Annotated in this window: 32 protein-coding genes, 1 tRNA gene and 1 pseudogene; 5 read left to right on the forward strand and 29 right to left on the reverse strand. The window is 67.9% G+C overall.

What is annotated here, in order from left to right:
- The 25 genes and pseudogenes from NJ4_RS10410 to NJ4_RS10515 form a co-directional block, all read right to left on the reverse strand.
- Nucleotides 1-598 (reverse strand): hypothetical protein (locus NJ4_RS10410; RefSeq protein WP_157551051.1); only part of this gene is annotated, 598 nt, incomplete at its 3' end.
- 32 nt (nt 599-630) lie between these two features.
- Nucleotides 631-1,461: a hypothetical protein gene (locus tag NJ4_RS10415; RefSeq protein ID WP_067434098.1), complete on the reverse strand. Its 831-nt coding sequence runs from the start codon at nt 1,459-1,461 to the stop codon at nt 631-633.
- Nucleotides 1,458-1,631 (reverse strand): hypothetical protein, encoded by a 174-nt coding sequence (locus tag NJ4_RS25635; RefSeq protein WP_157551053.1) that lies wholly within the window; start codon nt 1,629-1,631, stop codon nt 1,458-1,460. Before NJ4_RS25635 ends, NJ4_RS10415 begins: the two co-directional genes overlap by 4 nt.
- Entirely contained in the window at nt 1,628-1,903 is a 276-nt protein-coding gene (locus tag NJ4_RS10420; protein WP_067434101.1) for a hypothetical protein, read from the reverse strand. The genes NJ4_RS25635 and NJ4_RS10420 overlap by 4 nt, the downstream gene beginning before the upstream one ends.
- Nucleotides 1,900-2,244, reverse strand: coding sequence for a hypothetical protein (locus tag NJ4_RS10425; RefSeq protein WP_067434104.1), 345 nt, complete (start codon nt 2,242-2,244; stop codon nt 1,900-1,902). The genes NJ4_RS10420 and NJ4_RS10425 overlap by 4 nt, the downstream gene beginning before the upstream one ends.
- Nucleotides 2,244-2,657: a hypothetical protein gene (locus NJ4_RS10430; RefSeq protein WP_067434107.1), complete on the reverse strand. Its 414-nt coding sequence runs from the start codon at nt 2,655-2,657 to the stop codon at nt 2,244-2,246. Before NJ4_RS10430 ends, NJ4_RS10425 begins: the two co-directional genes overlap by 1 nt.
- Nucleotides 2,654-2,815 (reverse strand): hypothetical protein, encoded by a 162-nt coding sequence (locus tag NJ4_RS25955; protein ID WP_169799243.1) that lies wholly within the window; start codon nt 2,813-2,815, stop codon nt 2,654-2,656. Before NJ4_RS25955 ends, NJ4_RS10430 begins: the two co-directional genes overlap by 4 nt.
- The gene (locus NJ4_RS10435; RefSeq protein ID WP_067434110.1) at nt 2,812-4,779 is read right to left on the reverse strand and encodes a DNA cytosine methyltransferase; all 1,968 of its coding nucleotides are present in this window, start codon (nt 4,777-4,779) and stop codon (nt 2,812-2,814) included. The genes NJ4_RS25955 and NJ4_RS10435 overlap by 4 nt, the downstream gene beginning before the upstream one ends.
- On the reverse strand, nt 4,776-5,261 hold the full coding sequence (locus NJ4_RS10440; RefSeq protein WP_217996824.1) for a hypothetical protein: 486 nt from the start codon (nt 5,259-5,261) through the stop codon (nt 4,776-4,778). Before NJ4_RS10440 ends, NJ4_RS10435 begins: the two co-directional genes overlap by 4 nt.
- Nucleotides 5,258-5,698, reverse strand: a complete 441-nt coding sequence (locus NJ4_RS10445; protein WP_217996825.1) for an HNH endonuclease — start codon at nt 5,696-5,698, stop codon at nt 5,258-5,260. Before NJ4_RS10445 ends, NJ4_RS10440 begins: the two co-directional genes overlap by 4 nt.
- Nucleotides 5,695-6,441: a ParB/RepB/Spo0J family partition protein gene (locus tag NJ4_RS10450; protein WP_067434113.1), complete on the reverse strand. Its 747-nt coding sequence runs from the start codon at nt 6,439-6,441 to the stop codon at nt 5,695-5,697. The genes NJ4_RS10445 and NJ4_RS10450 overlap by 4 nt, the downstream gene beginning before the upstream one ends.
- A gap of 173 nt (nt 6,442-6,614) precedes the next feature.
- Nucleotides 6,615-6,815 (reverse strand): annotated as a pseudogene (locus NJ4_RS26640) (WhiB family transcriptional regulator); the annotation flags it as partial.
- Between the two features lie 594 nt (nt 6,816-7,409).
- A complete protein-coding gene (locus tag NJ4_RS10460) occupies nt 7,410-8,009 on the reverse strand; it encodes a hypothetical protein (RefSeq protein ID WP_067434116.1) in 600 nt (199 codons plus the stop codon).
- A complete protein-coding gene (locus tag NJ4_RS10465) occupies nt 8,006-8,470 on the reverse strand; it encodes a hypothetical protein (RefSeq protein ID WP_067434125.1) in 465 nt (154 codons plus the stop codon). Before NJ4_RS10465 ends, NJ4_RS10460 begins: the two co-directional genes overlap by 4 nt.
- Nucleotides 8,470-8,622 (reverse strand): hypothetical protein, encoded by a 153-nt coding sequence (locus tag NJ4_RS25640; protein ID WP_157551055.1) that lies wholly within the window; start codon nt 8,620-8,622, stop codon nt 8,470-8,472. Before NJ4_RS25640 ends, NJ4_RS10465 begins: the two co-directional genes overlap by 1 nt.
- Entirely contained in the window at nt 8,619-9,053 is a 435-nt protein-coding gene (locus tag NJ4_RS10470) for a hypothetical protein (RefSeq protein WP_067434128.1), read from the reverse strand. The genes NJ4_RS25640 and NJ4_RS10470 overlap by 4 nt, the downstream gene beginning before the upstream one ends.
- 130 nt (nt 9,054-9,183) lie before the next feature.
- Nucleotides 9,184-9,453 (reverse strand): helix-turn-helix domain-containing protein, encoded by a 270-nt coding sequence (locus tag NJ4_RS10475; protein ID WP_067434133.1) that lies wholly within the window; start codon nt 9,451-9,453, stop codon nt 9,184-9,186.
- Entirely contained in the window at nt 9,453-9,704 is a 252-nt protein-coding gene (locus tag NJ4_RS10480; RefSeq protein WP_067434136.1) for a hypothetical protein, read from the reverse strand. The genes NJ4_RS10475 and NJ4_RS10480 overlap by 1 nt, the downstream gene beginning before the upstream one ends.
- Complete coding sequence (locus NJ4_RS10485) at nt 9,701-10,024, reverse strand: hypothetical protein (protein WP_067434139.1); 324 nt, start codon at nt 10,022-10,024, stop codon at nt 9,701-9,703. The genes NJ4_RS10480 and NJ4_RS10485 overlap by 4 nt, the downstream gene beginning before the upstream one ends.
- Nucleotides 10,021-10,209, reverse strand: coding sequence for a hypothetical protein (locus NJ4_RS10490; protein ID WP_067434142.1), 189 nt, complete (start codon nt 10,207-10,209; stop codon nt 10,021-10,023). Before NJ4_RS10490 ends, NJ4_RS10485 begins: the two co-directional genes overlap by 4 nt.
- Entirely contained in the window at nt 10,206-10,481 is a 276-nt protein-coding gene (locus NJ4_RS10495) for a hypothetical protein (RefSeq protein ID WP_157551057.1), read from the reverse strand. Before NJ4_RS10495 ends, NJ4_RS10490 begins: the two co-directional genes overlap by 4 nt.
- On the reverse strand, nt 10,478-10,837 hold the full coding sequence (locus NJ4_RS10500) for a hypothetical protein (RefSeq protein WP_067434147.1): 360 nt from the start codon (nt 10,835-10,837) through the stop codon (nt 10,478-10,480). Before NJ4_RS10500 ends, NJ4_RS10495 begins: the two co-directional genes overlap by 4 nt.
- Complete coding sequence (locus NJ4_RS10505) at nt 10,834-11,133, reverse strand: hypothetical protein (protein ID WP_067434150.1); 300 nt, start codon at nt 11,131-11,133, stop codon at nt 10,834-10,836. Before NJ4_RS10505 ends, NJ4_RS10500 begins: the two co-directional genes overlap by 4 nt.
- A gap of 272 nt (nt 11,134-11,405) precedes the next feature.
- On the reverse strand, nt 11,406-11,600 hold the full coding sequence (locus tag NJ4_RS10510; protein ID WP_067434152.1) for a helix-turn-helix domain-containing protein: 195 nt from the start codon (nt 11,598-11,600) through the stop codon (nt 11,406-11,408).
- A complete protein-coding gene (locus NJ4_RS10515; protein WP_217996826.1) occupies nt 11,600-11,848 on the reverse strand; it encodes a helix-turn-helix domain-containing protein in 249 nt (82 codons plus the stop codon). The genes NJ4_RS10510 and NJ4_RS10515 overlap by 1 nt, the downstream gene beginning before the upstream one ends.
- Nucleotides 11,849-12,125: 277 nt before the next feature.
- Between NJ4_RS10515 and NJ4_RS10520 the strand changes: the two genes are divergently transcribed.
- From NJ4_RS10520 to NJ4_RS25150, 3 genes are all read left to right on the forward strand, one after another.
- Complete coding sequence (locus tag NJ4_RS10520) at nt 12,126-12,422, forward strand: helix-turn-helix domain-containing protein (protein WP_067434158.1); 297 nt, start codon at nt 12,126-12,128, stop codon at nt 12,420-12,422.
- Between the two features lie 263 nt (nt 12,423-12,685).
- A complete protein-coding gene (locus NJ4_RS10525) occupies nt 12,686-12,931 on the forward strand; it encodes a hypothetical protein (RefSeq protein ID WP_157551059.1) in 246 nt (81 codons plus the stop codon).
- Between the two features lie 53 nt (nt 12,932-12,984).
- Nucleotides 12,985-13,128 carry a YlcI/YnfO family protein gene (locus NJ4_RS25150; RefSeq protein WP_082748397.1) on the forward strand — a complete coding sequence of 48 codons (144 nt, stop codon included), beginning with the start codon at nt 12,985-12,987 and terminating at the stop codon, nt 13,126-13,128.
- Here the strand turns inward: NJ4_RS25150 and NJ4_RS10530 are convergent.
- Both NJ4_RS10530 and NJ4_RS10535 read right to left on the reverse strand, forming a co-directional pair.
- Nucleotides 13,125-14,354 carry a tyrosine-type recombinase/integrase gene (locus NJ4_RS10530; RefSeq protein WP_067434164.1) on the reverse strand — a complete coding sequence of 410 codons (1,230 nt, stop codon included), beginning with the start codon at nt 14,352-14,354 and terminating at the stop codon, nt 13,125-13,127. The two genes, NJ4_RS25150 and NJ4_RS10530, sit on opposite strands and share 4 nt — an antisense overlap.
- 148 nt (nt 14,355-14,502) lie before the next feature.
- Complete coding sequence (locus NJ4_RS10535) at nt 14,503-14,880, reverse strand: DUF6221 family protein (protein WP_067434172.1); 378 nt, start codon at nt 14,878-14,880, stop codon at nt 14,503-14,505.
- A gap of 277 nt (nt 14,881-15,157) precedes the next feature.
- Here NJ4_RS10535 and NJ4_RS10540 point away from each other — a divergent pair, with 277 nt between their 5' ends.
- Entirely contained in the window at nt 15,158-16,195 is a 1,038-nt protein-coding gene (locus tag NJ4_RS10540; protein ID WP_067434175.1) for an adenosine deaminase, read from the forward strand.
- Between the two features lie 202 nt (nt 16,196-16,397).
- Here the strand turns inward: NJ4_RS10540 and NJ4_RS10545 are convergent.
- Both NJ4_RS10545 and NJ4_RS10550 read right to left on the reverse strand, forming a co-directional pair.
- Nucleotides 16,398-16,471, reverse strand: a tRNA-Arg gene (locus tag NJ4_RS10545).
- Nucleotides 16,472-16,881: 410 nt separating this feature from the next.
- On the reverse strand, nt 16,882-17,643 hold the full coding sequence (locus NJ4_RS10550; RefSeq protein ID WP_067434179.1) for an IclR family transcriptional regulator: 762 nt from the start codon (nt 17,641-17,643) through the stop codon (nt 16,882-16,884).
- A 137-nt stretch (nt 17,644-17,780) separates the two neighbouring features.
- On the opposite strand from NJ4_RS10550, the gene NJ4_RS10555 reads away from it, so the two are divergent.
- Nucleotides 17,781-19,138, forward strand: a 1,358-nt coding sequence (locus tag NJ4_RS10555) for an NAD-dependent malic enzyme (RefSeq protein ID WP_067434182.1), incomplete at its 3' end; no start/stop codon positions are given.

Genomic DNA, 19,138 nt, shown 5'->3' on the forward strand with positions numbered 1-19,138 from the left:
CCGCCTGGGCTGGCGGCGGCGGTGCCACCTCGCCCGTCGCCGCGTTGACCGGCCCCTGCTCGGTCGGGATCTGCTGCTGCACCTGCTGGGGCGGTGCTGCCGGGGGAGCCTGCTGGGCCACTCCGGGCGGCGGTGCGACGCCGGCGGGGGCGAGGTTCATGGCCGGGGCCTCGTACCACGCCTGGTAGTGCCGGGGGTCGCCCGTGAAGCCCATGCCCGAGACCCACTGCAGTGTGAGCTTGCCGCCGCGCTGCAGCTGGACGTTCCCAGTGACGGCCCGGACAGCCTCCATGACGGCCCACAGGGTGCCCGACGTGCCCGTCTTGGGGTGCGCCTTCCTGTAGCCGTTCAGGTAGATGTTGCGCTGTCCGTCGTCGTGCTCGCCGTCGCTGAGCTCGGTCTGCAGGGTGATGCGGATCTGCATCTTCGGGTCACCGTTCGCCCAGGTTTCGGGCTCCTTGGTGTCGTAGTTGGTCTCCTGGACCTCCTTCATGTCCACGACGATGCCGCTGACATGCGCTCCGGGCTGGGAGCCCTGGGGGCCGAAGGAGAACGACGAGCCTCCGCTGCCGCCTCCGAGGTCGAAGCTGTCACTCATGTGGGTGTTTCCTTCCGGTTGGGTGGTGCTGATCAGTTGATGAGGGTCAGTGCGGGGGCCGGCTGGGTGCGCCTGACGCCCGGGTCGCCGGGACAGCCGACGGTGACGTCGGTCGAGTTGGCCTTGTAGTAGGGACACATCGAGCAGAAGGCGTCCGCGGTGTCGAGCTGCTCGAGCACGGCCGGGCCGAGGTGGCGTGCTGCCAGCGCGATCCCCTCGAGCCGCTGCAGCCCGTCGAGGGCAACCTGCTCGTCGTACGGCTCGGACCAGTAGTAGGCCTCGCGCAGGTCGCCGTTACGGGGCAGGAACATGACGCCGACGTGGTGCACGTCCTGCCCTCTGTGCTGCCAGCCGCGGCCGTAGAGGTGTGCCTGGGTGCGGTACTGCGGCCCGGGCCCCTTGGCCTTGTACTTCTTCAGCTGGGTCGGCCCGCAGGTCTTCCAGTCCACGACGGTGCCGGTAACGCGGTCGAAGAGGTCGCAGTGACCGGTGATGGGGTGACCGAGCACCTCGCCACAGTCGACGGTGGCCTCGACGATCCAGCGGGTCAGGTCCGCCAACTCGGCATATCGAGCCCGGTTGTCGGTGATCATGACCTCCTCGAGCCAGGCGTGGATGGCCGTGCCGACGGTCGCCTTCCAGTTGGGCTCGCCGGGGTTCTCGGGATGCCCGAGCAGCTTGTAGCCGATGCGGCGTGGGCATGCGTGGCCGACCTCGGACGGGCCGATCTGGACCTGCAGGGATCGGGGGTGGTTGGTGATGGCCCGCGTGATCAGGTCGAGCAGCTCGGCCTTGAGGAGGTCGGGCTTGGCGCCGGGCGTTGTCAGGTGCGCCGGGAGGCGGTCTACGGCTGGGAGGCTCACGAGATGACCCCGTGCCACTCGTCGGCGATCCGGCTGTCGCTGCTCCGGGAGACGTCGTGCGCGGTCGCGGCGGCGAGCGCGAGGGTGGCGTGCACCTGGGCGGCGGCAACAGCCTCCGGGCTCACCTTGACCAGCCGTTCGGCCTCGGCATAGTGCCACGGCCCGTTCATTTGCCGTCCCATTGGAGAGCAGCGCGGAGCTGGTCGATGAGCATCGATGCAGCCTCGCGGTTCATGCGCACCGTCTCTCGGGTCCTGCCTTCGCCGTGCATGTGCACCACGACGATCTCGTTGGGTAGCCCGTCGGCGTCGGCCTCGTTGGTGGAGAACGAAGCGCAGACGGTGGTCTCGCGGAGGCCGTGGACGTCACTTCGGCCCCGCCACTGCCACCTGTAGCGCCACCGCCAGGACGGGGCGGGGCGGGCGATCTCCGGGCTACTCATGGCGTCACGACCTTGACCGTCGGGTCTCCCTTGCCGTCCTCCATGCAGGCGTCGACGAGGTCGCCCGAGAGGCGCTTCTTCACCTGGGCGGCGATGGGGCCGACCGAGAGCTTCTGCTGCTCCTCGGTGAGCATCATCCACGCGAGGTCGACGTTGAAGCGACGGCTCGGCGGGGTGACCTTGACGACGACGCCGTTCTTGGCGGCGTGGTCGCCGACGCCGAGGTCACGCAGTTGGGCCTTCACGCCGGCCTGCTGCTCGGTCAGCTGGGCGATCTTGTCGGCCAGGTCGAGGTAGGAGTCGACGAGCTGGTCGACAGTGCGGATCGGTTGCGCGGTCATCAGGAGTCCTCCCCGTCCGTGAGGGCGTCGGTGACGGCGTGGAACTTCTCGATCGGGACTCCGGGTCCGCCGTTGAACGAGAGGGTGGTGCCGCTGCTGTCGAGCAGTCCTGACCCGTGCTTGAGGACATCGCTGGTGGCGCCGAACAGGGCGTCGGTCTGGGTGCGCCGGGCGTACATGTCCCGCAGTTGCTGGTGCAGGTCGCGCTTGCTGGCGTCCGTGAGGGGCGTCTCGATGCCGACGACCTGCAGCTTGACCTTCTTCGCACCCTCGGAGTCGGCGGGCTCGGTGCGCTCCGTGACCTCGAGGAGTACGACGGCGGGGATGGTGCTGCCGAGGTCGTCGAAGAGCTCGTCTGCGAGGTGGTCGATGCCGCCGGCGGCGAGTGCCGCGACGAGGCTGATCTTGGTCATGCGTTGCTCCTTGTAGTGGTGGATGGTTGCTTGGGCAGGTATTCGATGTCGGCGCAGGCGTGGTCGCCGTCGTGGCCGGCGGGCAGTGAGCAGGCGAGGCGAACTCCGTGCGGGGGCACCTCGGGCCAGATGGTCGAGGCGGTGCAGGCGGGCTTCATGCGGCTCGCCCCCGCCCGACGTCCACACCGAGCGACTCCGCAACTGCTGCGATCAGGTCTCGCGCAGCGGGTGGGGTGACGGCGTTGCCTGCGAGCTTGACCCTCTGGCGCCTCGTGCCGCCCCACTTGTAGTCAGCGGGGAAGGCCATCCCGGCGGCCACCTCGTGCGGCTCGAGCATCCGGAACAGGCAGTCGTCGACCTGGGCCTCGGCGGCCTTGATGTCACCCGGGGTGATGATCGACTGGTGGCCCTTGGTCGTCAGGGTGCGCAGCGTCTCGTGTGCCGGGGTCATCATCTCGGCGCCGTCGCCCCTGCTGCTGTTGTGCCGTTGGATCAGGGCGTACCTGTCGACGGTGGTCAGCGTGCCGACTGGCTTGTCGGTGGTCTGCATGGACTTGGAGGCGCCGTAGTAGGGCATCAGCAGGCCGGACGTCTCGCGGGTGGTCATGGTGCGGTGGGGCTCGCTAGTTGGTCGAGCGTCGTCGTTCCACGTGCCACCGGCCGGGACTACGAGGGCGTGGTGGTTGCCGGACGCGGTGACGGTCGACATGGGGTCGCTGGCTGGCCGAGCATCCGAACCTCCTCCTCTGAGTTCGGCGATGAACGGCGGCTGGCCCGGGCGCAGGTCGACACCGGCCTCGCCACGCTCGCAGGCGCAGTAGACGCCGTTGAACACGTCGGCACGAGTCGGCTCTCCACACCGGCTCGACCGAGGCCGTTGTGAGGCCCAGCAAGTACCGCCCTGGGAGCCGGAGCAGTGCCACGAGTGGCCGGGGTGACCGTCAGGCAGGAGTCCGTCGCCGCCACAGAGGCCCTCGCAGGGCGTCAGGCCAGGGGTGACGAAAGCGTCGAGGTGCCGTGAGGTCTGCGTCCGCAGCGGGCCGTCGGTGGAGTTGCAGCGGTCTCCGGCGCGCCCCTCGAGAGGCACGACAAGTGCCTTCGTCTCCTGCGTGTGCAGGGTCTTGAGGGTGTCGAGCGTCGACCAGGCGCGGTAGTAGCCGTTCGGGTCGCCGTAGTTCCTGTGCTTGGGGTCGGCGGCGTCGTACTGGTTGCCACCGGACTCCATGTGGAACGGGCCCCAGTACTTCGCGATCCCGGCAGCGATGCGGCGACGGGTCTTGTCGGCTAGATCCTTCTTCCGGTCGCCGATCCGCTGGCCCTTGAGTGCCCAGTCGATCGCGGCAGCAGCGGGCAGGCAGCCGGGTTCCACGGCCGTCCCACAGGTGCCATGGAGGTAGATGTACTGCGAGCGGTACTTGCCGACGGCGCGACCGTTCTTCCACACCTGCTGGGACTCCACGACCTCGGCGCAGTTGGGGCACCATGCCAGCGGGCGCATCACCTTGTCGATGTCCGGCGCGCGGTTGCCCTTGAGCCAGCAGACGACGTAGAGCCGGTCACGGGACTGGGGTGCGGGGTCGCCGTGAGCCTGTGCGTGCATGGAGTTCAGCGACACGATGCGGAACGAGTAGCCGAGCCGGTCGAGCGACTTCTTCCACAGCGTCCATGCGTCGGCGAACTTCGGGTTCGTGGCGATGTCGACCACGTTCTCGATGACCATCGCCTGGTAGCGGTGGTGCTCGGCGAACCGGAGGACGTCGAACATGAGGAGCCGCGACCGCTGGACGATCGCCGTCTCGGGATCCTCGTCGACGAGCTCGGGGTTGAGCAGTGAGAGCAGGTCGACCTCGGTGGAGATGTTGGCGTACTTGCCGCCCGATGCCTGCGACCACTTGGTGCACTCGGGTGACGCCCAGAGGATGTCAGTCTTTGGGAAGTAGCGCGGATCTTCCTCGTGGAGGTCTACGGCTGCGTGGTCGGCGGTCGGGTGGTTCTCGTTGTGCACCTTGACGGCGAGGTCCCAGTGATTGGCGGCGATCTTGATCTCGACGCCGGGAATCTGGACCGCGCCCGTGGAGGAGCCGCCACCTCCGCAGAAGAGGTCTGTGATGGTCAGCGTCACTGGATCCGCCCCTCGTGCCGGTCGGCGACGAGCACGGCCAAGGCGTACGCCTGCCAGATGTCAGCCTTGAACCCGTAGAAGAATCCGGGGGCGGCCTTGGTGCCTTTGCCCCGGTTCGGCTGGCCGGAGGCGAAGCGGTCAATCAGGGCCTGGGTGATGTTCGAGTCCTTGGCCTTGCTCGAGTGGCAGTGGTGCAGCTTCACGTCACGGCGGTAGACCAGGCCAGCCTTGCCCTCGCTGGCCTGCAGGTAGCGCCCGATCCAGACGCAGGTCTCGAACACCTCCTTGCCGACAGCCATGCCGTAGGAGGCGACCATCTCGATCGCCGTGACATCAGCGTTGCCGAGGTCGGCGCAGAGCAGTCGGGGCAGCAGTTCGTGGTTGTCGACCTTGCCGATATCGATCGGTCGGCAGGTCTCGGAGCAGATGAGGGCGTACCCGGTCTCAGTGTTGCCGGGGTCGATCGCCAGGACGATGCTCATGCGATTGACCTCCGTCGTGCGGCCTTCTTCGCGGCCTGGTGTTCGCGGCCGTTGGCCAGCGGCCCGCCGGTCTCGGAGTTGCAGTCACCGCAGGCTGGTCGGATGTTGTCGCGGCGGTACGTGCCGCCCTTGCAGCCGGGGATGATCCGGTCGACGGTGACGGTGTCGACAGTGAGGAGGGCCCCGCAGCGGTAGCAGCGGCAGGCAGGGACGTCGATCACGTCGTCGCGCAGGCTGATCCGGCCGCCGGGCAAGCTGCCGCCGTTTTCGATGACACCGGGCTTGGGGACCGTCACGTCGCGGTTGGCGCGGTAGGTCTTGACCAGCCACTCGCGACGGCGACGACGGGTGTAGGACGAGCCCCTCTGGTCGGAGTTGCTGGTGCCCCGTCGAGTGAGCTTGCCCTCGAGCACGGCGCCGTTGTTATGGCCGCTCACAATGCCTCCTGGATGTCTGTCTTGATCTGGGGACTCGCGTCATCGCGGACGGCCTGCTCCCAGCAGGGGCCGCAGCCGACGGTGCCGACCTTGGGCCGGCCGCGGTGGTCGCACAGGGCCCTCACGGCCTTGGCGAGCGGGTGGGTGTCACCGAAGTAGGGCTTTGTCGCCTTGCCCGGCGGGCGGCCAACGGGGCGCTTATCAGCGGCGACCCGCTCAGCCTTGCGCTCGGCGCGGACCTGTTCCATAGCCTTGGTGACGCCACGGATGCCGAGGCGAACCTCCCCGCGTTCCTCGTCGTCGAGCATGAGCAGGTTGAGGTAGTAGTGGACGGTCTGGTAGCTCGTGCCCGTCCGGCGTGCGATCTCAGCGATGCTCAGGCCGGAGATGCGGAGGCTGTCGTAGGTCTCGGCCCTGTCGATCGGGTTGATGTCGAGCCGCTGCGTGTTCTCGACCAGCATGAGCACCAGGTGCTCGGTCGGGTCTGTGACGTCGTGGCGGATGACGACCGGCGCAACGTCGAGGCCGGCCAGTTGTGCTGCGGCGAGGCGACGGTGCCCAGCGAGCAGGAGGAGGTGACCGCTCTCAGCGTGCTCGGTGGCCGTGAGGGGCTGGAGGATGCCGTGCTCGCGGATCGACTGGGCCATGTCGTCGAGGTCGCCCAGGTCCTCGCGGATGTTGGCCGGGTGGGCGATCAGGCGCTCGAGCGGAACGTGCGTGATGGACTGCCTTGGTCGGGTCATCACGCCACGTCCGTCTTCGGCTTGCTGGCGATCTTCCGCTCGTAGCCAGCCCGGGCCGCACAGTTGCGTGAGCAGTACTTCTGGCTGGGCGGCGCTGCCACAGGCAGGGACTCCTCGCACGACCTGTTGGCGCAGGCGGGCGTCTCGATGGGCTCGCCCGGCTCCTCCGACTCGCGCTTGCGGAGCACGCGTCGCCGTTCCCGCTCGGACATGCCGCCCCAGACGCCGAAGCGCTCGTTGCGCTCCAGGGCAGCCTCGAGGCACTCGGCGCGCACGGGGCACGACATGCAGACCTGCTTGGCCTCGCGGTTCGACTTGCCCTTGTCGGGGAAGAAGGAGTCCGGGTCGGTCTGGGCGCACAGCCCGTCACGCATCCACTCGGCTCCCCACAGCGACCCGGTCAGGATGTCGAGCAGGTCGGCCTCCGGCTCGGGCTTCTTGTCGAGGAATCCGGAGCCCTGCAGGCGGTGGGCCACCGTGGTGACCGAGCAGCCGTATTCGTCTGCGATGTCCTGACGCGTCCAGCCGTCCTCGAGCATCGCCGCCATCTCGACGGCCGGGGGGAGCTCGGCTGGCGGCTCGTTGTAGTGGGTGCCCAGGTTGCCGAAGGCGACCGCGTTGGCCCGGGGGTGCTCCTGTGCATGGTGGGCGTAGTAGCGGTCCTGAATCTCGGTCAGGTTGGCCTTGATGCCAGCAATGGCCTCGACGTATCGCGACTCGGTGCCGAAGCGCTGGGCCTTGACGAGCTTCTTCTTCGTGTCGCTCAGGTCGCCGCGGTGGTTCATCGCGTTGCGGTAGAGCCGCTGGCACTCGCCGCATGACGTGACTGGCTTGTCGAGTGGTCGCATTACCCGTGTCCTCCGTCTGTGTGGTGGTCGTCGACCTGGGAGCCGGTGGCCGACTCGTGGATGCAGCCCTTGGGTGCGTTGTGGGTTCCCTCAGGACGGATGCAGGGCCAGTCGGTTCGGTTACACATCGGCGTCACCGGCTCCGAGTCGCCACGGCTGGTCCGCGTACAGCCGCAGGGTGGTGACGTACTGCCCTCGCAACTTGGGGGGCTGGGCCTCTAGCGCGTCAGCCGCAGCCTTGAGAGCCTTCGCGGCTACCTGTCGGTCGTGCTTGGCCAGCCAGTCGGAGGCGAGGATGCGGCCCGCGAGGTCCTCGACGGCGATATCGATCCACGTCGTGGCTTCACCTGTGGGGTCGAACACGTTCTCCGCCTCCAGTTGCCCGCCAAGCCAGTCGGCCAGCGCGTCCCGGTCGTCCGGCGTGCTCGTGGACGGCGGGTAGTGGGTGTGCACGTGGCTCGGGCTCCACGGCAAGGCGCAGAGGACGTTGCCCTCGCGAGGGCAAGGCGCTCCAGTGCTCGCGTCCCAGTAGAACGTGGCAGTCTCCGGCGCGCTCTCCTGCTCGGCCGGGGACAGATTCCAGTACCGAGTGATGGCCTGCTCGATCGGGACGTCGGAGTAGTCGACGCCGCCACCTGCGAGGAGTCGGCCGCCGGAGGGGAGGGTGGGTGTGCAGGTGGTGCAGCAGCGGGTTGAGTGGGTGCGGCAGCGGTCGCTCATCGGTCCACCTCCGCCATGGCCTGGTTGGACCGGTCGTGGACGAGGCGGGCAGAGAGTTCGATGACTGCTTCGTGCCAGTCGGGGACGCGGGTGACACCGTTGAGGCGGTGGAAGATGTTCTCCGGCTCTCCGACGATGATCACGTGCGCCTGGCCGTGCAGGGCCATGAAGTAGCCGGTCTCGACGTGGCGGCCGCCGGACCCTGCGTCGGGGATGCCGACGGCCTTGCCGGTGAAGAGGACCAGCAGGTCAGAGGAGACGATGTCGGCCAGGTCGTCTCGTGCGTGGCCGGCGACGGTGTCGTCGTCGAGGCTCGTGGCGGCGTCGGTGGTGCCGGGGTTGATGTCGTGGGTCTCTTCGAGCCACGAGGAGATGATGGTGAACCCGATGCGTTCGAGTTCTTCGGCGTACGTGGCGATGGTGGCCCGGGCGGCGTACGGGGCTGCGAGGTAGACCTTCATCAGACGTTCTCCTTGGTGCAGTCGTCGCGCCCGCAGCTGGGGCACGTGTAGTTGGTGGTGTTCGCGAACCGGGTGACGGTGTGGTCGGCGAGGCGGCAGATGGTGTTGATGGCTGCGATGGCGAGGGCCTGCCAGAGCGGGCGGCGGGTCATGGCTGCTCCCCGAGTGCCGCGCGGAGTTCGGTCGCGTTGTCGGCGAGCGTCTTGCCGACCATGTGGTGAAGGTTCGCGATGACTGAGCCCTCGGCGTACCTGATGTAGCGCGCCGACTTAGCGGCCCACCCGTCGGCCAGTGCTTCGACCTTCGCCATCCGCTCACGCAGGGCATGGATCACCTCACCCCGTTCGAGCCATTCCGCATAGGCTTGGTCCACGTCCCCGATGCCCGCCTCGACCAGCACGGCAGCGACGTGGGCGGTGTGCGCGTCCAGCCATGAGCGCCATCCGCTCATCCCCCCGATGTCCTGCTGCCAGCCGCAGGTGCAACCGATGTGCATGTAGTAGGGGGCGGTCTCGTAGTCGCCCCGCACGTCCCGATATCCGTGCTCGGCCAGCAGTCCCGCGATCTTCTCTTCGGTGCTCATGGCTTCCTCCATCCGGCTTTGTGGATCGTGTTGGCGAGCACGAAGCAGTGCGCGCAGGGGTTGGACCTGGGGTAGGGGGCCGTCCATTCGGGGGCGTGGGCCTTCTTGCAGATCAGGCGGGCGAGGTCTCTCACGAGGACTCCTCGGTGCTGGCGCGACGGAACTCCGCCGCGGTCAGGATGAGGTCGAAGAGGCTGGGGCAGCGGTGGATGGGCTCGGCCCGAAGTTCCACCTGCTCTCCGACCGCATGGGCGTATGCCGCGAGAGCGCGGACGGTGGGGTCTCCGTGCTCGACCTCGCGGACCTCGGTACGGGTGAGGCCTGCACGCTTGGCGACCTTGCGGACTGACATGCGCTGCTCGAAGCGGCGTCGCACGAGGTAGTCGATCATCGGGTTCATCAGGCCACCTCGTAGGCGTAGGGGTCGTTCGCAAGGTCGGCCTCGACCTGCTTGGAGCACAGGCACCCGGCCTTGGTGTTCCAGTTGCAGGAGTCGAAGAAGCCGGGGGAGTCGGTCCGGTTGCCGCACACGCGGGGCCGGATGACCTGCGACCAGGCTTTGGTGAAGAGGTCTTGGAGGAACCGTTGGCCCTTGGCGCGCTCACGGAGGGTGAGGGCTTCGAGCCAGGCGGCGTGGTCGGGGTCGGTCATGAGTCCGCGCTCCACAGCCGTGCCGGGTCAGACCCGACGACTGGGCGCCAGCCGAGGTCGAGCACAAGTTGCACGACGTTCGCCGAGATCAGCTCGTTGTGGGTCCGGCTGTTCAGGTGCGCCCACAGGTCGGACGCGGTCACCTCCGGGACACTGGCTGCCGATGCGGCTTGGACAGCGTGGTCGCGGTAGCGCTTGGAGTCCTGGCAACGGTCAACGTGGTTCCCGTCGACGTCGGACGAGGGGCAGATGGGGCAGTGTGCGTAACGGTCGCGGGAACGACGTGAGCGGAGAGTGGCCGCGGACGGGATCTGGCTCATGACGCGCTCCCGAGGATCCGCTCAGCGCGGACCCCGGCGCGGGCCATGACGTACTCGGCCTCACCCGGACGGCCTTCCCGGCACAACTGGACGGCTCGGGCGACGGCCAGGTTCAACCGTTGGTCGGCAGCCACGGCACGGTCACGCGTGGCGACCAGCTGGACGTTGTCGGCTGCGATCGTCATGACCGCCCCCAGGGAATGTCCGCCAGGGTGTTGACCTTGGCGAGGTCGGAGGTGTCGACCGAGCGCTGTGCGGACATGAGGCGGATCGCGACGGCCCGGAGCTGCCTGTTCTCGTTGCGCAGCTCGGCGTTGGCAACCGCCAACTTGGCAGCCTCGACCTTGAGTCGGCGGACCTGGCGACGGCGGCTGAGGACGACGTCGAGGGCCAGGAGCCCGAACCAGCCTCCGATGGTGACGACCCAGCAGGCCCCGAACACGGCGACGGTACTCATCGGCAGAACCCGTGGACGGTGAGGCTGTGGTCGGCCCCGTTGAACACCTGGTCCAGCGCGAGCCCGACCAGTCTTGAGCCGCCGTACGTCGGTGCGGTGGCGCCGTGCTTGGTGACCACGACGTGGCCGGGGACGACACCTTCCATGTCGGCGGGGGCCTGCCCGGTCCAGCAGTCGTGCTTGGCGATCAGCGCGGCGACCTTGTTCGGGACGGCGGGTCCGGACGACTGTGCCGGGGTTTCGAAGGTGGAATCGACCACCCCGTCATCGAGGGCCATGGCGGTGAAGCCGAATCCGGCACCGAACGCGACCGTGGTGGCCACGACTCCGAAGAGCTGCTTCTTGAGGGTGGTCATGACCGGCTGGCCTTGCACTCGCCCGACATATGCCGGCGGGTCTCTTCCTCGTGGTACTGCTGAGCCTCGCGGTCTTCGCCGGTCCACGGCTCCGAGCCGCCACCGATTCCGAAACCAGCGCCACAGCCGTGGCAGTTGACGTGCTCGTAGTTGTCGCCGATGGCCCGGATGGTGACTCCGCCGGTGCGGGCCTCGTGGAGCATGTTCGCCCACGGGTGGCGCGCAGCCTTGCGCTTGCCGGGCGTGAGCACCTGACGCGCGCCGGCTCCGGATCGACGGGGAATGTGCGTGTTCATGAGATGATTCCTTTGTTCGTGAGCCCCTGGTCTGCTGCCAAGCTGTGGCCGGGGGCTCCGGCTTATTTCGGGTGAATGTCTGTGGTCGGCCGGGGGTGTCTCTGGCGACAGAGCCCCGGCCTGTTCCGTCGCCGCCCGGCGTGGGGGATGGTCGGAGGGAGTGACCCGCCCGGCGGCGACGGAAGATCAGGTGCGGTGCCGCCTGGCCACCGCGAAGTCGCACCGGAACCAGGCCCCGATGACGCCGTCAGCCAGCAGCTGCCACACGCGGTTCATGACGCCTTCTTGATTCGCTCGATGAACGCGTCCAGGTCGGCCTTGTCGAACAGCACGCGGTGCCCGATCGGAACCTTCGCGACCTTGTCCTCGGCAGCCAGCTGCTTCATCGACCGCTCGCTGATGCCGAGGTAGGCCGCGGCGAGCTTGTAGGGGAGGAGCCGGCGCTCGACGTTGGGCAGGGTGCTCATCAGGCCACGCCCTGGCGGACGCGACGTCCGCTATCTGCGGATGCGTGCTGCTCGAAAAGGACATCGAGGGGGACGTCAAGCGCCTCCGCGATGTTGGCAGCCAGCTTGGGCGTGCAGGTGGTCTTGTCACCGTTCGCCAGGAAGCCGATGAACGACTTGGAGCAGCCCGAGTAGGTCGCGAGACGCTGCATGGAGAAGTTCTTCTGCTTCATGAATGCCCGGAGAACTTCGGCGGATCGGAGTCGCATCCACGTTCCCTTCGGTAAGTTCCTGCGCTTCATGTTGTGTGCTCCATCTTGGGTTAGTAGACGATGCGGTGTCAAGTGCCTGCGGATAATTTATCCACGAGAGGTAGACGCATGTCAAGAAATTGCACGCTTGTAGTTCCGCAGGTCGCGGACACTGCGTCAATGTCGTGCGGTCGATCTGGTAGACGATTTCTGGCGTAGCATCTGCCGAGACTGGTAGACGATGCGGTGAACGCTGCAGTTGCGGTGTGCACGGGACGGCGAGGACTCTTACTCCATGAGCAACGAACGACGCGAGCTGATGCAGCTCATCGACGACTACCGGGACATGCACGGCCAGCCGGCCGAGGCCTCGGTGGCTCGCGCCGTCGGTATCGCGCCGCAGACGCTCAACTCGTGGCGCAAGCGGGGGATCCGGCAGCTGCCGGAGAAGGAGACGCTCGAGCGCCTGGCCAGTTTCCTGGGCGTCTCGTACGAGGAGACCGTGCTCAAGGCCGCGCTCTACGACGCCGGCTGGTCGGATGACCTGCCGTACCTGCCCGGCGCCTACCAGGAGAGGAGGCGATCAGGGTGACTAGAGAAGTTCCCCCGCCAATGCGACGCCCCTCGACCAGGAGGCTACGAACCAGAGGTCGAGGGGCGCCCGTCATTTTGTAGCACGTTCGGGCCATGTGTTCCGCCGATCAGTCCACCTTGAGTCATTCGGCCTCGGACGTGCCGTCGACTCGGTCATCCTGCAAGGACGACACCCGGGGCGCTCTCGCAAGCTGTCGTCACCAGCCCCGCAGCGACCCCGGGTGCCGCCAACTGACGAGCGTACTCAAGGAGCGGGGACCAGTGACGGACAGGCAGATCAGCGTGGGGTGCGCAGCGGCATACCTACTGTGGGCGGCGGTGGTGACCCTGCTGGGGTTCGCCTGGCTGCTGGACAGCGACGAACTCGGGCGCCTGGGGCTGGCGACGTCGGCAGCTTCGGCGACCGCCACGATCAGGCAGTACTTCGTCGCACAGAACCGGCTGCTGCGCAACGCCTTCGAGCTGGGCAAGGATGCCGCGCGCGGCTCGGTGACGCGGATGCACTAGCACTACCACTCCCCGCCGGGCGGGTGTAATACACCTGCGGGAAGCGTGTCAGCGTGCCCAACCAGCCAGCCACCCCCGTACGGTCGGTTCGCGTCCCGGACGAGCTGTGGGACCAGGTGAAGCGGCGTGCCGACGACGAGGGCAAATCACTCACGCAGGTCGTCCTCGATGCGCTGCGCCAGCACGTGCGGGGCTAGCCCCAGATCGCGGAGCCCAGCTTGGCGGCCGCGGCCTGCTTGGCCTGAGCCACGGCGTGCTGGTAGTTGGCGGCGGTGCTGATCTGGGTCCAGCCCATGATGTCCATGACCACGCGGGGGTCGACCTCTTCGAGCAGCATGATGGTCGCTGCGGTGTGGCGGGCGGCGTGCAGCTTGATCACGGGCACGTCGGCCTTCTTCAGCAGCGCCTTCCATCGACGACGGTCCACCGAGGGGTCGAGCGGCCTGCCGTCCTCGAGGGTGAAGACCAGGTCGTGCTTCTGCCACTGGTCACCGGCTGCGAGCCGCTGCTCGTTCTGGGCCTTGCGGTGCGCCTTGAGCTCGGCCACCAGCTGCACCGGCAGAGCGATGTCGCGAGCCGACTGCCTCGTCTTGGGTGAACCGAACATCAGGCCCTTGCCGGGGAGTCGGTGGAGGATCTGCCGGACGCGCATCACGCCGGCCTCCAGGTCGAGGTCGGCCCAGCGCAGCCCGAGCGCCTCGCCCTGGCGCAGGCCCATCGCCAGTGCGACGGTGTAGCGAGCCGAGTTGGCGACCTGGGGTGCAGTGGCGAGAACCTTCTTCCAGTCCTCGGTGGCCAGCGGCTCCACCTCGCGGTTCCCGGGCGGGGGAGCGTCCATGGAGTCGGCTCCGGCCGGGTTGGTCTGAAGCTTCTTCCGCTGCACGGCCAGGCGGAGCATTCGCCGCAGGGTGACGTGGGCCGAGTGCACAGTCCCGGCCGAGAGTGGCACGGGCGTGGTCAGCAGCGGGTTGCCGACGTCGCGCAGGATGGTCCAGGCGTCCTCGATGTCGTCGGCAGACAGGCGGTCCAGTCGGACGTGTCCGAGCAGGGGGATCAGGTAGTTGTCGAACCGGCCCCGGTAGACCACCAGGGTGGAGTCCTTGACGCGGCCGGGGAGCAGGCGGGCGTGGCAGTGGTTGAGCCACTGTTCGAGCGTGGGGGACTTGCCCACGGGCAGGGTCTGGGCGGCGTGCTTCTCGTGCAGCTCGCGGACCTTGGCCGCGCAACCTGACCGAGTAGCGGCGGTGACCGTCTCGCGGATGGGGACCTGTCTGCCGTTGGTGCTGGTCCGATAGCCGACGACGACCGCGCCGCGGTACCGGCACTTGCACTTCGGCCTGCCGTGCTGGTCGACCGGGCGGGGGCACTCCTTGGCGTGGACGATGTAGACGGAGCCTTCGCCGTCGCTGCGGGTCTTGCTCATCGGTCGACCCACCTGATGGCGCTCGCCCAGTGGACGCGATGAGCGTCGCGGTGACTCATGCGGCGAGTGCACCGTGCCCGAAGAGCCCCGACCCGGACGCGAGATCGGCAGCGTCGCTGCAGTCGCCACCAGCGCGCACGCTCGATACTCATGGCTTCCACTTCTGGTCGTAGTCGTCATGGTCGGCATGCCGGAGTGCCATAAGGCGCAGGACTACAGAGTCGGCAGGGTGGGCCGGCTTGCCGGGAACGAATTCGTCGGGTCGTGCTGCGTTGGGGTCGCTGGTCCAGGTCCCGATGTAGATCTGCTCACGTTCGCTGCACCACTCCACGATCTGCCGGTCTGACTCGCATTGGGCCAGCACGTGGTCAGCCGACGCAATCGGTGGGCACGGCGAGTTCGACGTGAAGGCCAACCCTCGCCTGGTCAGGTCCTCGGTGGACAACTTCGTCCACCGCGCCCAGGTCTCGGCCTCCTCGATCCGGGCCAGCAGGAAGTTGGCCAAGGTGAGTGTTTCGGTCGCCATTAGACACCGCTCCAAATTCTGAACAGGCGGTGCACACGCATCCGCAGTCATCAGAATAGGCCGGGCCGGAGACTTTTTGTGTAGCAACAGATGTAGCAGCGGGTCGGCATCCGCGTGCATCGTATTGCACTCGGACACCGCCCCGCTGAGCGTGATTAGGGTCGTATGAGACCCCTATACACCCATTCCCTGCAATCTCATACATTGCGGGGCCCTGCGTTCATTCAACGGCGTCGAGGGCTTGGGACGTGGGAGGACACGCTGGCAGACTGCCGGGGTGACTGAACAGCCGAATCCGGATCTGACCGCTTTCATCGCCGGGCTGCCCAAGGCCGAGCTGCACGTGCACCACGTGGGCTCGGCCTCGCCACGCATCGTCAGCGAGCTGGCCGAGCGACACCCCGGCAGCGTGCCGAGCGACCCGGACGCGCTGAGGGAGTTCTTCGCGTTCCGCGACTTTGCCCACTTCATCGAGGTCTACCTGTCCGTCGTCGACCTGATCCGCACGCCGGAGGACGTCGAGCTGTTGACCTACGAGGTCGCCCGCGAGATGGCGACCGGGCAGAACGTGAAGTACGCCGAGCTCACGTGCACGCCGTACACCTCGGTGATCCGTGGCATCCCGATCGAGGCCTACACCGAGGCGATCGAGGAGGCCCGGCGCCGGGCGCAGCTCGACTTCGGGCTGGTGCTTCGGTGGATCTACGACATCCCGGGCGAGAGCGGCATCCCGGCGGCCGACGCGACCCTGTCCTACGCCCTGGAGCACCGAACGGAGTCGTTGGTCGGCTTCGGCCTCGGTGGCCCGGAGGTCGGCGTGCCCCGCCCGCAGTTCAAGTCGCACTTCGACGCGGCCCGCGCGGCCGGCCTGCACAGCGTCCCGCACGCCGGTGAGACGACCGGGCCCGAGACGATCTGGGACGCCGTCCGCGTGCTGGGTGCCGAGCGCATCGGGCACGGTACGACGGCCGCACAGGACCCGGATCTCCTTGCCCACTTGGCAGATCACGGCATTCCGCTCGAGGTGTGCCCGTCGTCCAACATCGCCACCCGTGCGGTGGAGACGCTCGACGTGCACCCGATCCGGGCGTTCCGCGACGCGGGCGTGACCATCACCGTCAACTCCGACGACCCGCCGATGTTCGGCACCACGCTGAACCGGGAGTACGAGATCGCGGCCGACCTGCTCGAGCTCGATGCCGGCGGTGTCGCGGCCCTGGCGCGTGCCGCGGTCGACGCGTCCTACGCACCCGACATCGTGAAGGCCGAGCTGGGCGCCGAGATCGAGCAGTACGCGACGGCCCAGCGAGCCTGACCCGGGAGCACCGTGAGCATGAGGCTTCCGGCCAAGGGGGAGAGCTTTGGCAAGTTCCACCTGAGCGAGGTGCTCGGGCCGAGGTGGACCGGACCGCACGACAGGTAACTGGGCCACGATGCGAAAATCCCACGCGGGGGGATCGGTGCCCTGGCTGGACTTGCCTGTCGAACGGTCCGCGACGTCCTGAGACCTCACACGGCGCCCCCGGCAGGATTCGAACCTGCGACCGTCGGATTAGAAGTCCGGTGCTCTATCCAGCTGAGCTACGGGGGCGGGGGGTCGGGGTTACAGTCGGGATAAACATCGGTGTAGTCCAACCTTTGGCTCGACCCTCAGTCGGGGATTATGCCCCACGGGGGCACGGCTGCTGGAATCCAGCAGTCGTCGAGGCATGCCAGTCCGCTCGCTGCCTAGGCACCTCTCGCTCGACCTGGCCGAAGGCGTCACCGACCGCACGCCGTATCCGGCGCGCGAGGCCTCCGTCACGGGTTGTAGCGAGGATCTCAAGCTCATGCAACAACCACTGGTCACTGTTCTGTGACCGACCGGAGCCGGCCCCAATGAGGTCATGGGCGAGGCCGCTGCCACAGCATCGTCCGATCCGGATTCGAACTTGCCGCCGGGGAGGCGGGGATGAGTCGTCAGAGACGCCACCGCCCGGGCTCTCTTCCTTGCGGTGCCAGTCAGCTGAGGTCGGCGGAGAGCCCCTTGCCGGCCTGGATCAGCAGGGGCACGGCACGATCGACCAGCTCCGAGGACATCCGCTGGGCCGGGCCGGAGACGGAGAGCGCCAGGCGTGTCGGCACGTCGGGCACGGAGACGGCCACGCAGCGGACGCCGATCTCCTGCTCGCCCTCGTCCATGGCGTAGCCGTTCGTGGCCGCTGCAGCGAGCTGCTTGGCGAACTCGTCGGGATCGGTGATCGTGTTGTCGGTGTGCTGCGGCATGCCGGTACGGCGCAAGAGGTCGCGCACCTGGGCGTCGGGGAAGTCGGCCAGGATCGCCTTGCCGACCGCGGTGCAGTGGGGCAGCACCCGGCGTCCGACCTCGGTGAACATCCGCATGGAGTGCCGGGAGGGAACCTGCGCGACGTACACGATCTGGTCGCCGTCGAGCATGGCGAGGTTGGCCGACTCACCCAGCTCGTCGACCAGGGCGGCCAGGTGCGGGCGGGCCCAGGTGCTCAGCATGTTGGACGAGCTCTCGCCCAGCCGGATGAGTCGCGGACCGAGGACGTACTGGCGTGAAGGCTCCTGACGGAGGTAGCCCAGGTCGACCAGGGTTCGCACCAGCCGGTGAATCGTGGGCAACGGCAACCCGGACGCGGTGGCCAGCTGGGAGAGGCCCATCATCCCGCCCGCGTCGGCCATCATCTCGAGCAGCCCGAAGGCCCGCTCGATCGACTGCACGCCCCCGGCGCGCGCCTTCGGCTCTTTCTCTGCCACGTGGTCTGACTCCTCAAGTCGCTTTCCGAATGGTGGAAGTGTAGCGCCAACTTCATGGAATACAGTGGGTTGTAAGTTCCACTAGGTAGATACTACTATCCGTAATGCGAAATACTTCTCTTGAGAGGTCGTGCACCTTGGCTACTCCGAGTCCCGGCTACGCCGTCACCGTCCGCGTCGACACTCCGTCGTCCGCGGGTGCCACCGGCCGCCTCGTTGCCGCCGTTGCGGCAGCAGGCGGCGCGGTCACTGCGCTCGACGTCGCCGAGTCCCACGCCGACCGGCTCGTCGTCGACCTGACCTGCGACGCCGTCGACGTCGCGCACGTCGACACCATCACCCGCGCGTTGGCCGAAGTGCCCGGCGTCAGCGTGCGCAAGGTCAGTGACCGCACCTTCCTGATGCACCTGGGCGGCAAGCTCGAGGTCGTCCCCAAGGTCCCGCTCAAGAACCGTGACGACCTCTCGCGCGCCTACACGCCGGGCGTCGCGCGGGTCTGCATGGCGATCGCCGAGAACCCGGACGACCTGCGCCGGCTCACCATCAAGCGCAACACCGTCGCCGTGGTCACCGACGGCTCGGCCGTGCTCGGGCTCGGCAACATCGGGCCCGGTGCCGCGCTCCCCGTGATGGAGGGCAAGGCAGCACTCTTCAAGCAGTTTGCCGACGTCGACGCCTGGCCGGTCTGCCTCGACACCCAGGACACCGAAGAGATCATCATGATCGTCAAGGCAATCGCGGTCTCCTACGGCGGCATCAACCTCGAGGACATCGCCGCGCCTCGATGCTTCGAGATCGAGCGTCGGCTCCGCGCCGAGCTCGACATCCCGGTCTTCCACGACGACCAGCACGGCACGGCGATCGTCGTACTCGCCGCTCTGACCAACGCATTGCGCGTGGTCGGGAAAGAGCTGGACCAGGTCCGCATCGTGGTGAGCGGTGTGGGAGCCGCCGGGCACGCGATCATCCGGCTCCTCCACGCCCAGGGTGCGCGGCACATCGTGGCCTGCGACCGGCGCGGCGCCGTACGCAGTGGACAAGAGGGCCTCGACCCCGACCGGCGTTGGATCGCCGACCACACCAATGCCGACGGCTTCGGCGGCAGCCTCAAGCAGGCCATGGCCGGCGCCGACGTGTTCGTCGGGGTCTCGGCGCCGAACCTGCTCGACGGCGCTGACATCGCGACCATGGCCGACGACGCGATCGTCTTCGCGCTGGCCAACCCTGATCCCGAGGTCGACCCGGTCGCCGCCAACGAGCACGCGACCATCGTCGCGACCGGGCGCTCGGACCACCCCAACCAGATCAACAACGTGCTTGCGTTCCCCGGGCTGTTCCGGGGCATGCTGGATGCGGCCGCACGCGAGATCACCGACGAGGTGATGCTCGCAGCGGCGGGCGCCATCGCCGACTGCGTGCATCCCGACGAGCTGAACGCGAGCTACATCGTTCCGTCCGTGTTCGACCCCGCCGTCGCACCCGCCGTTGCGGCGGG

The sequence above is a fragment of the Nocardioides jensenii JCM 1364 = NBRC 14755 genome (assembly GCF_001552535.1).
In the GTDB taxonomy this organism is placed as follows: domain Bacteria; phylum Actinomycetota; class Actinomycetes; order Propionibacteriales; family Nocardioidaceae; genus Nocardioides; species Nocardioides jensenii.

Coding starts and splice junctions, on each gene's coding strand:
- NJ4_RS10465 (WP_067434125.1), bottom strand. CDS start 8,470: ATGAAGGTCTACCTCGCAGCCCCGTACGCCGCCCGGGCCACCATCGCC.
- NJ4_RS10450 (WP_067434113.1), bottom strand. CDS start 6,441: ATGACCCGACCAAGGCAGTCCATCACGCACGTTCCGCTCGAGCGCCTG.
- NJ4_RS10420 (WP_067434101.1), bottom strand. CDS start 1,903: ATGAGTAGCCCGGAGATCGCCCGCCCCGCCCCGTCCTGGCGGTGGCGC.
- NJ4_RS10475 (WP_067434133.1), bottom strand. CDS start 9,453: ATGAACCCGATGATCGACTACCTCGTGCGACGCCGCTTCGAGCAGCGC.
- NJ4_RS25955 (WP_169799243.1), bottom strand. CDS start 2,815: ATGAAGCCCGCCTGCACCGCCTCGACCATCTGGCCCGAGGTGCCCCCG.
- NJ4_RS10520 (WP_067434158.1), top strand. CDS start 12,126: ATGAGCAACGAACGACGCGAGCTGATGCAGCTCATCGACGACTACCGG.
- NJ4_RS10515 (WP_217996826.1), bottom strand. CDS start 11,848: ATGCGACTCCGATCCGCCGAAGTTCTCCGGGCATTCATGAAGCAGAAG.
- NJ4_RS25640 (WP_157551055.1), bottom strand. CDS start 8,622: ATGACCCGCCGCCCGCTCTGGCAGGCCCTCGCCATCGCAGCCATCAAC.
- NJ4_RS10500 (WP_067434147.1), bottom strand. CDS start 10,837: ATGACCACCCTCAAGAAGCAGCTCTTCGGAGTCGTGGCCACCACGGTC.
- NJ4_RS10530 (WP_067434164.1), bottom strand. CDS start 14,354: ATGAGCAAGACCCGCAGCGACGGCGAAGGCTCCGTCTACATCGTCCAC.
- NJ4_RS10470 (WP_067434128.1), bottom strand. CDS start 9,053: ATGAGCACCGAAGAGAAGATCGCGGGACTGCTGGCCGAGCACGGATAT.
- NJ4_RS10510 (WP_067434152.1), bottom strand. CDS start 11,600: ATGAGCACCCTGCCCAACGTCGAGCGCCGGCTCCTCCCCTACAAGCTC.
- NJ4_RS10430 (WP_067434107.1), bottom strand. CDS start 2,657: ATGACCAAGATCAGCCTCGTCGCGGCACTCGCCGCCGGCGGCATCGAC.
- NJ4_RS10460 (WP_067434116.1), bottom strand. CDS start 8,009: ATGAGCGACCGCTGCCGCACCCACTCAACCCGCTGCTGCACCACCTGC.
- NJ4_RS10505 (WP_067434150.1), bottom strand. CDS start 11,133: ATGAACACGCACATTCCCCGTCGATCCGGAGCCGGCGCGCGTCAGGTG.
- NJ4_RS10440 (WP_217996824.1), bottom strand. CDS start 5,261: ATGAGCATCGTCCTGGCGATCGACCCCGGCAACACTGAGACCGGGTAC.
- NJ4_RS10425 (WP_067434104.1), bottom strand. CDS start 2,244: ATGACCGCGCAACCGATCCGCACTGTCGACCAGCTCGTCGACTCCTAC.
- NJ4_RS10485 (WP_067434139.1), bottom strand. CDS start 10,024: ATGAGCCAGATCCCGTCCGCGGCCACTCTCCGCTCACGTCGTTCCCGC.
- NJ4_RS10535 (WP_067434172.1), bottom strand. CDS start 14,880: ATGGCGACCGAAACACTCACCTTGGCCAACTTCCTGCTGGCCCGGATC.
- NJ4_RS10480 (WP_067434136.1), bottom strand. CDS start 9,704: ATGACCGACCCCGACCACGCCGCCTGGCTCGAAGCCCTCACCCTCCGT.
- NJ4_RS10490 (WP_067434142.1), bottom strand. CDS start 10,209: ATGACGATCGCAGCCGACAACGTCCAGCTGGTCGCCACGCGTGACCGT.
- NJ4_RS10495 (WP_157551057.1), bottom strand. CDS start 10,481: ATGAGTACCGTCGCCGTGTTCGGGGCCTGCTGGGTCGTCACCATCGGA.
- NJ4_RS25635 (WP_157551053.1), bottom strand. CDS start 1,631: ATGAACGGGCCGTGGCACTATGCCGAGGCCGAACGGCTGGTCAAGGTG.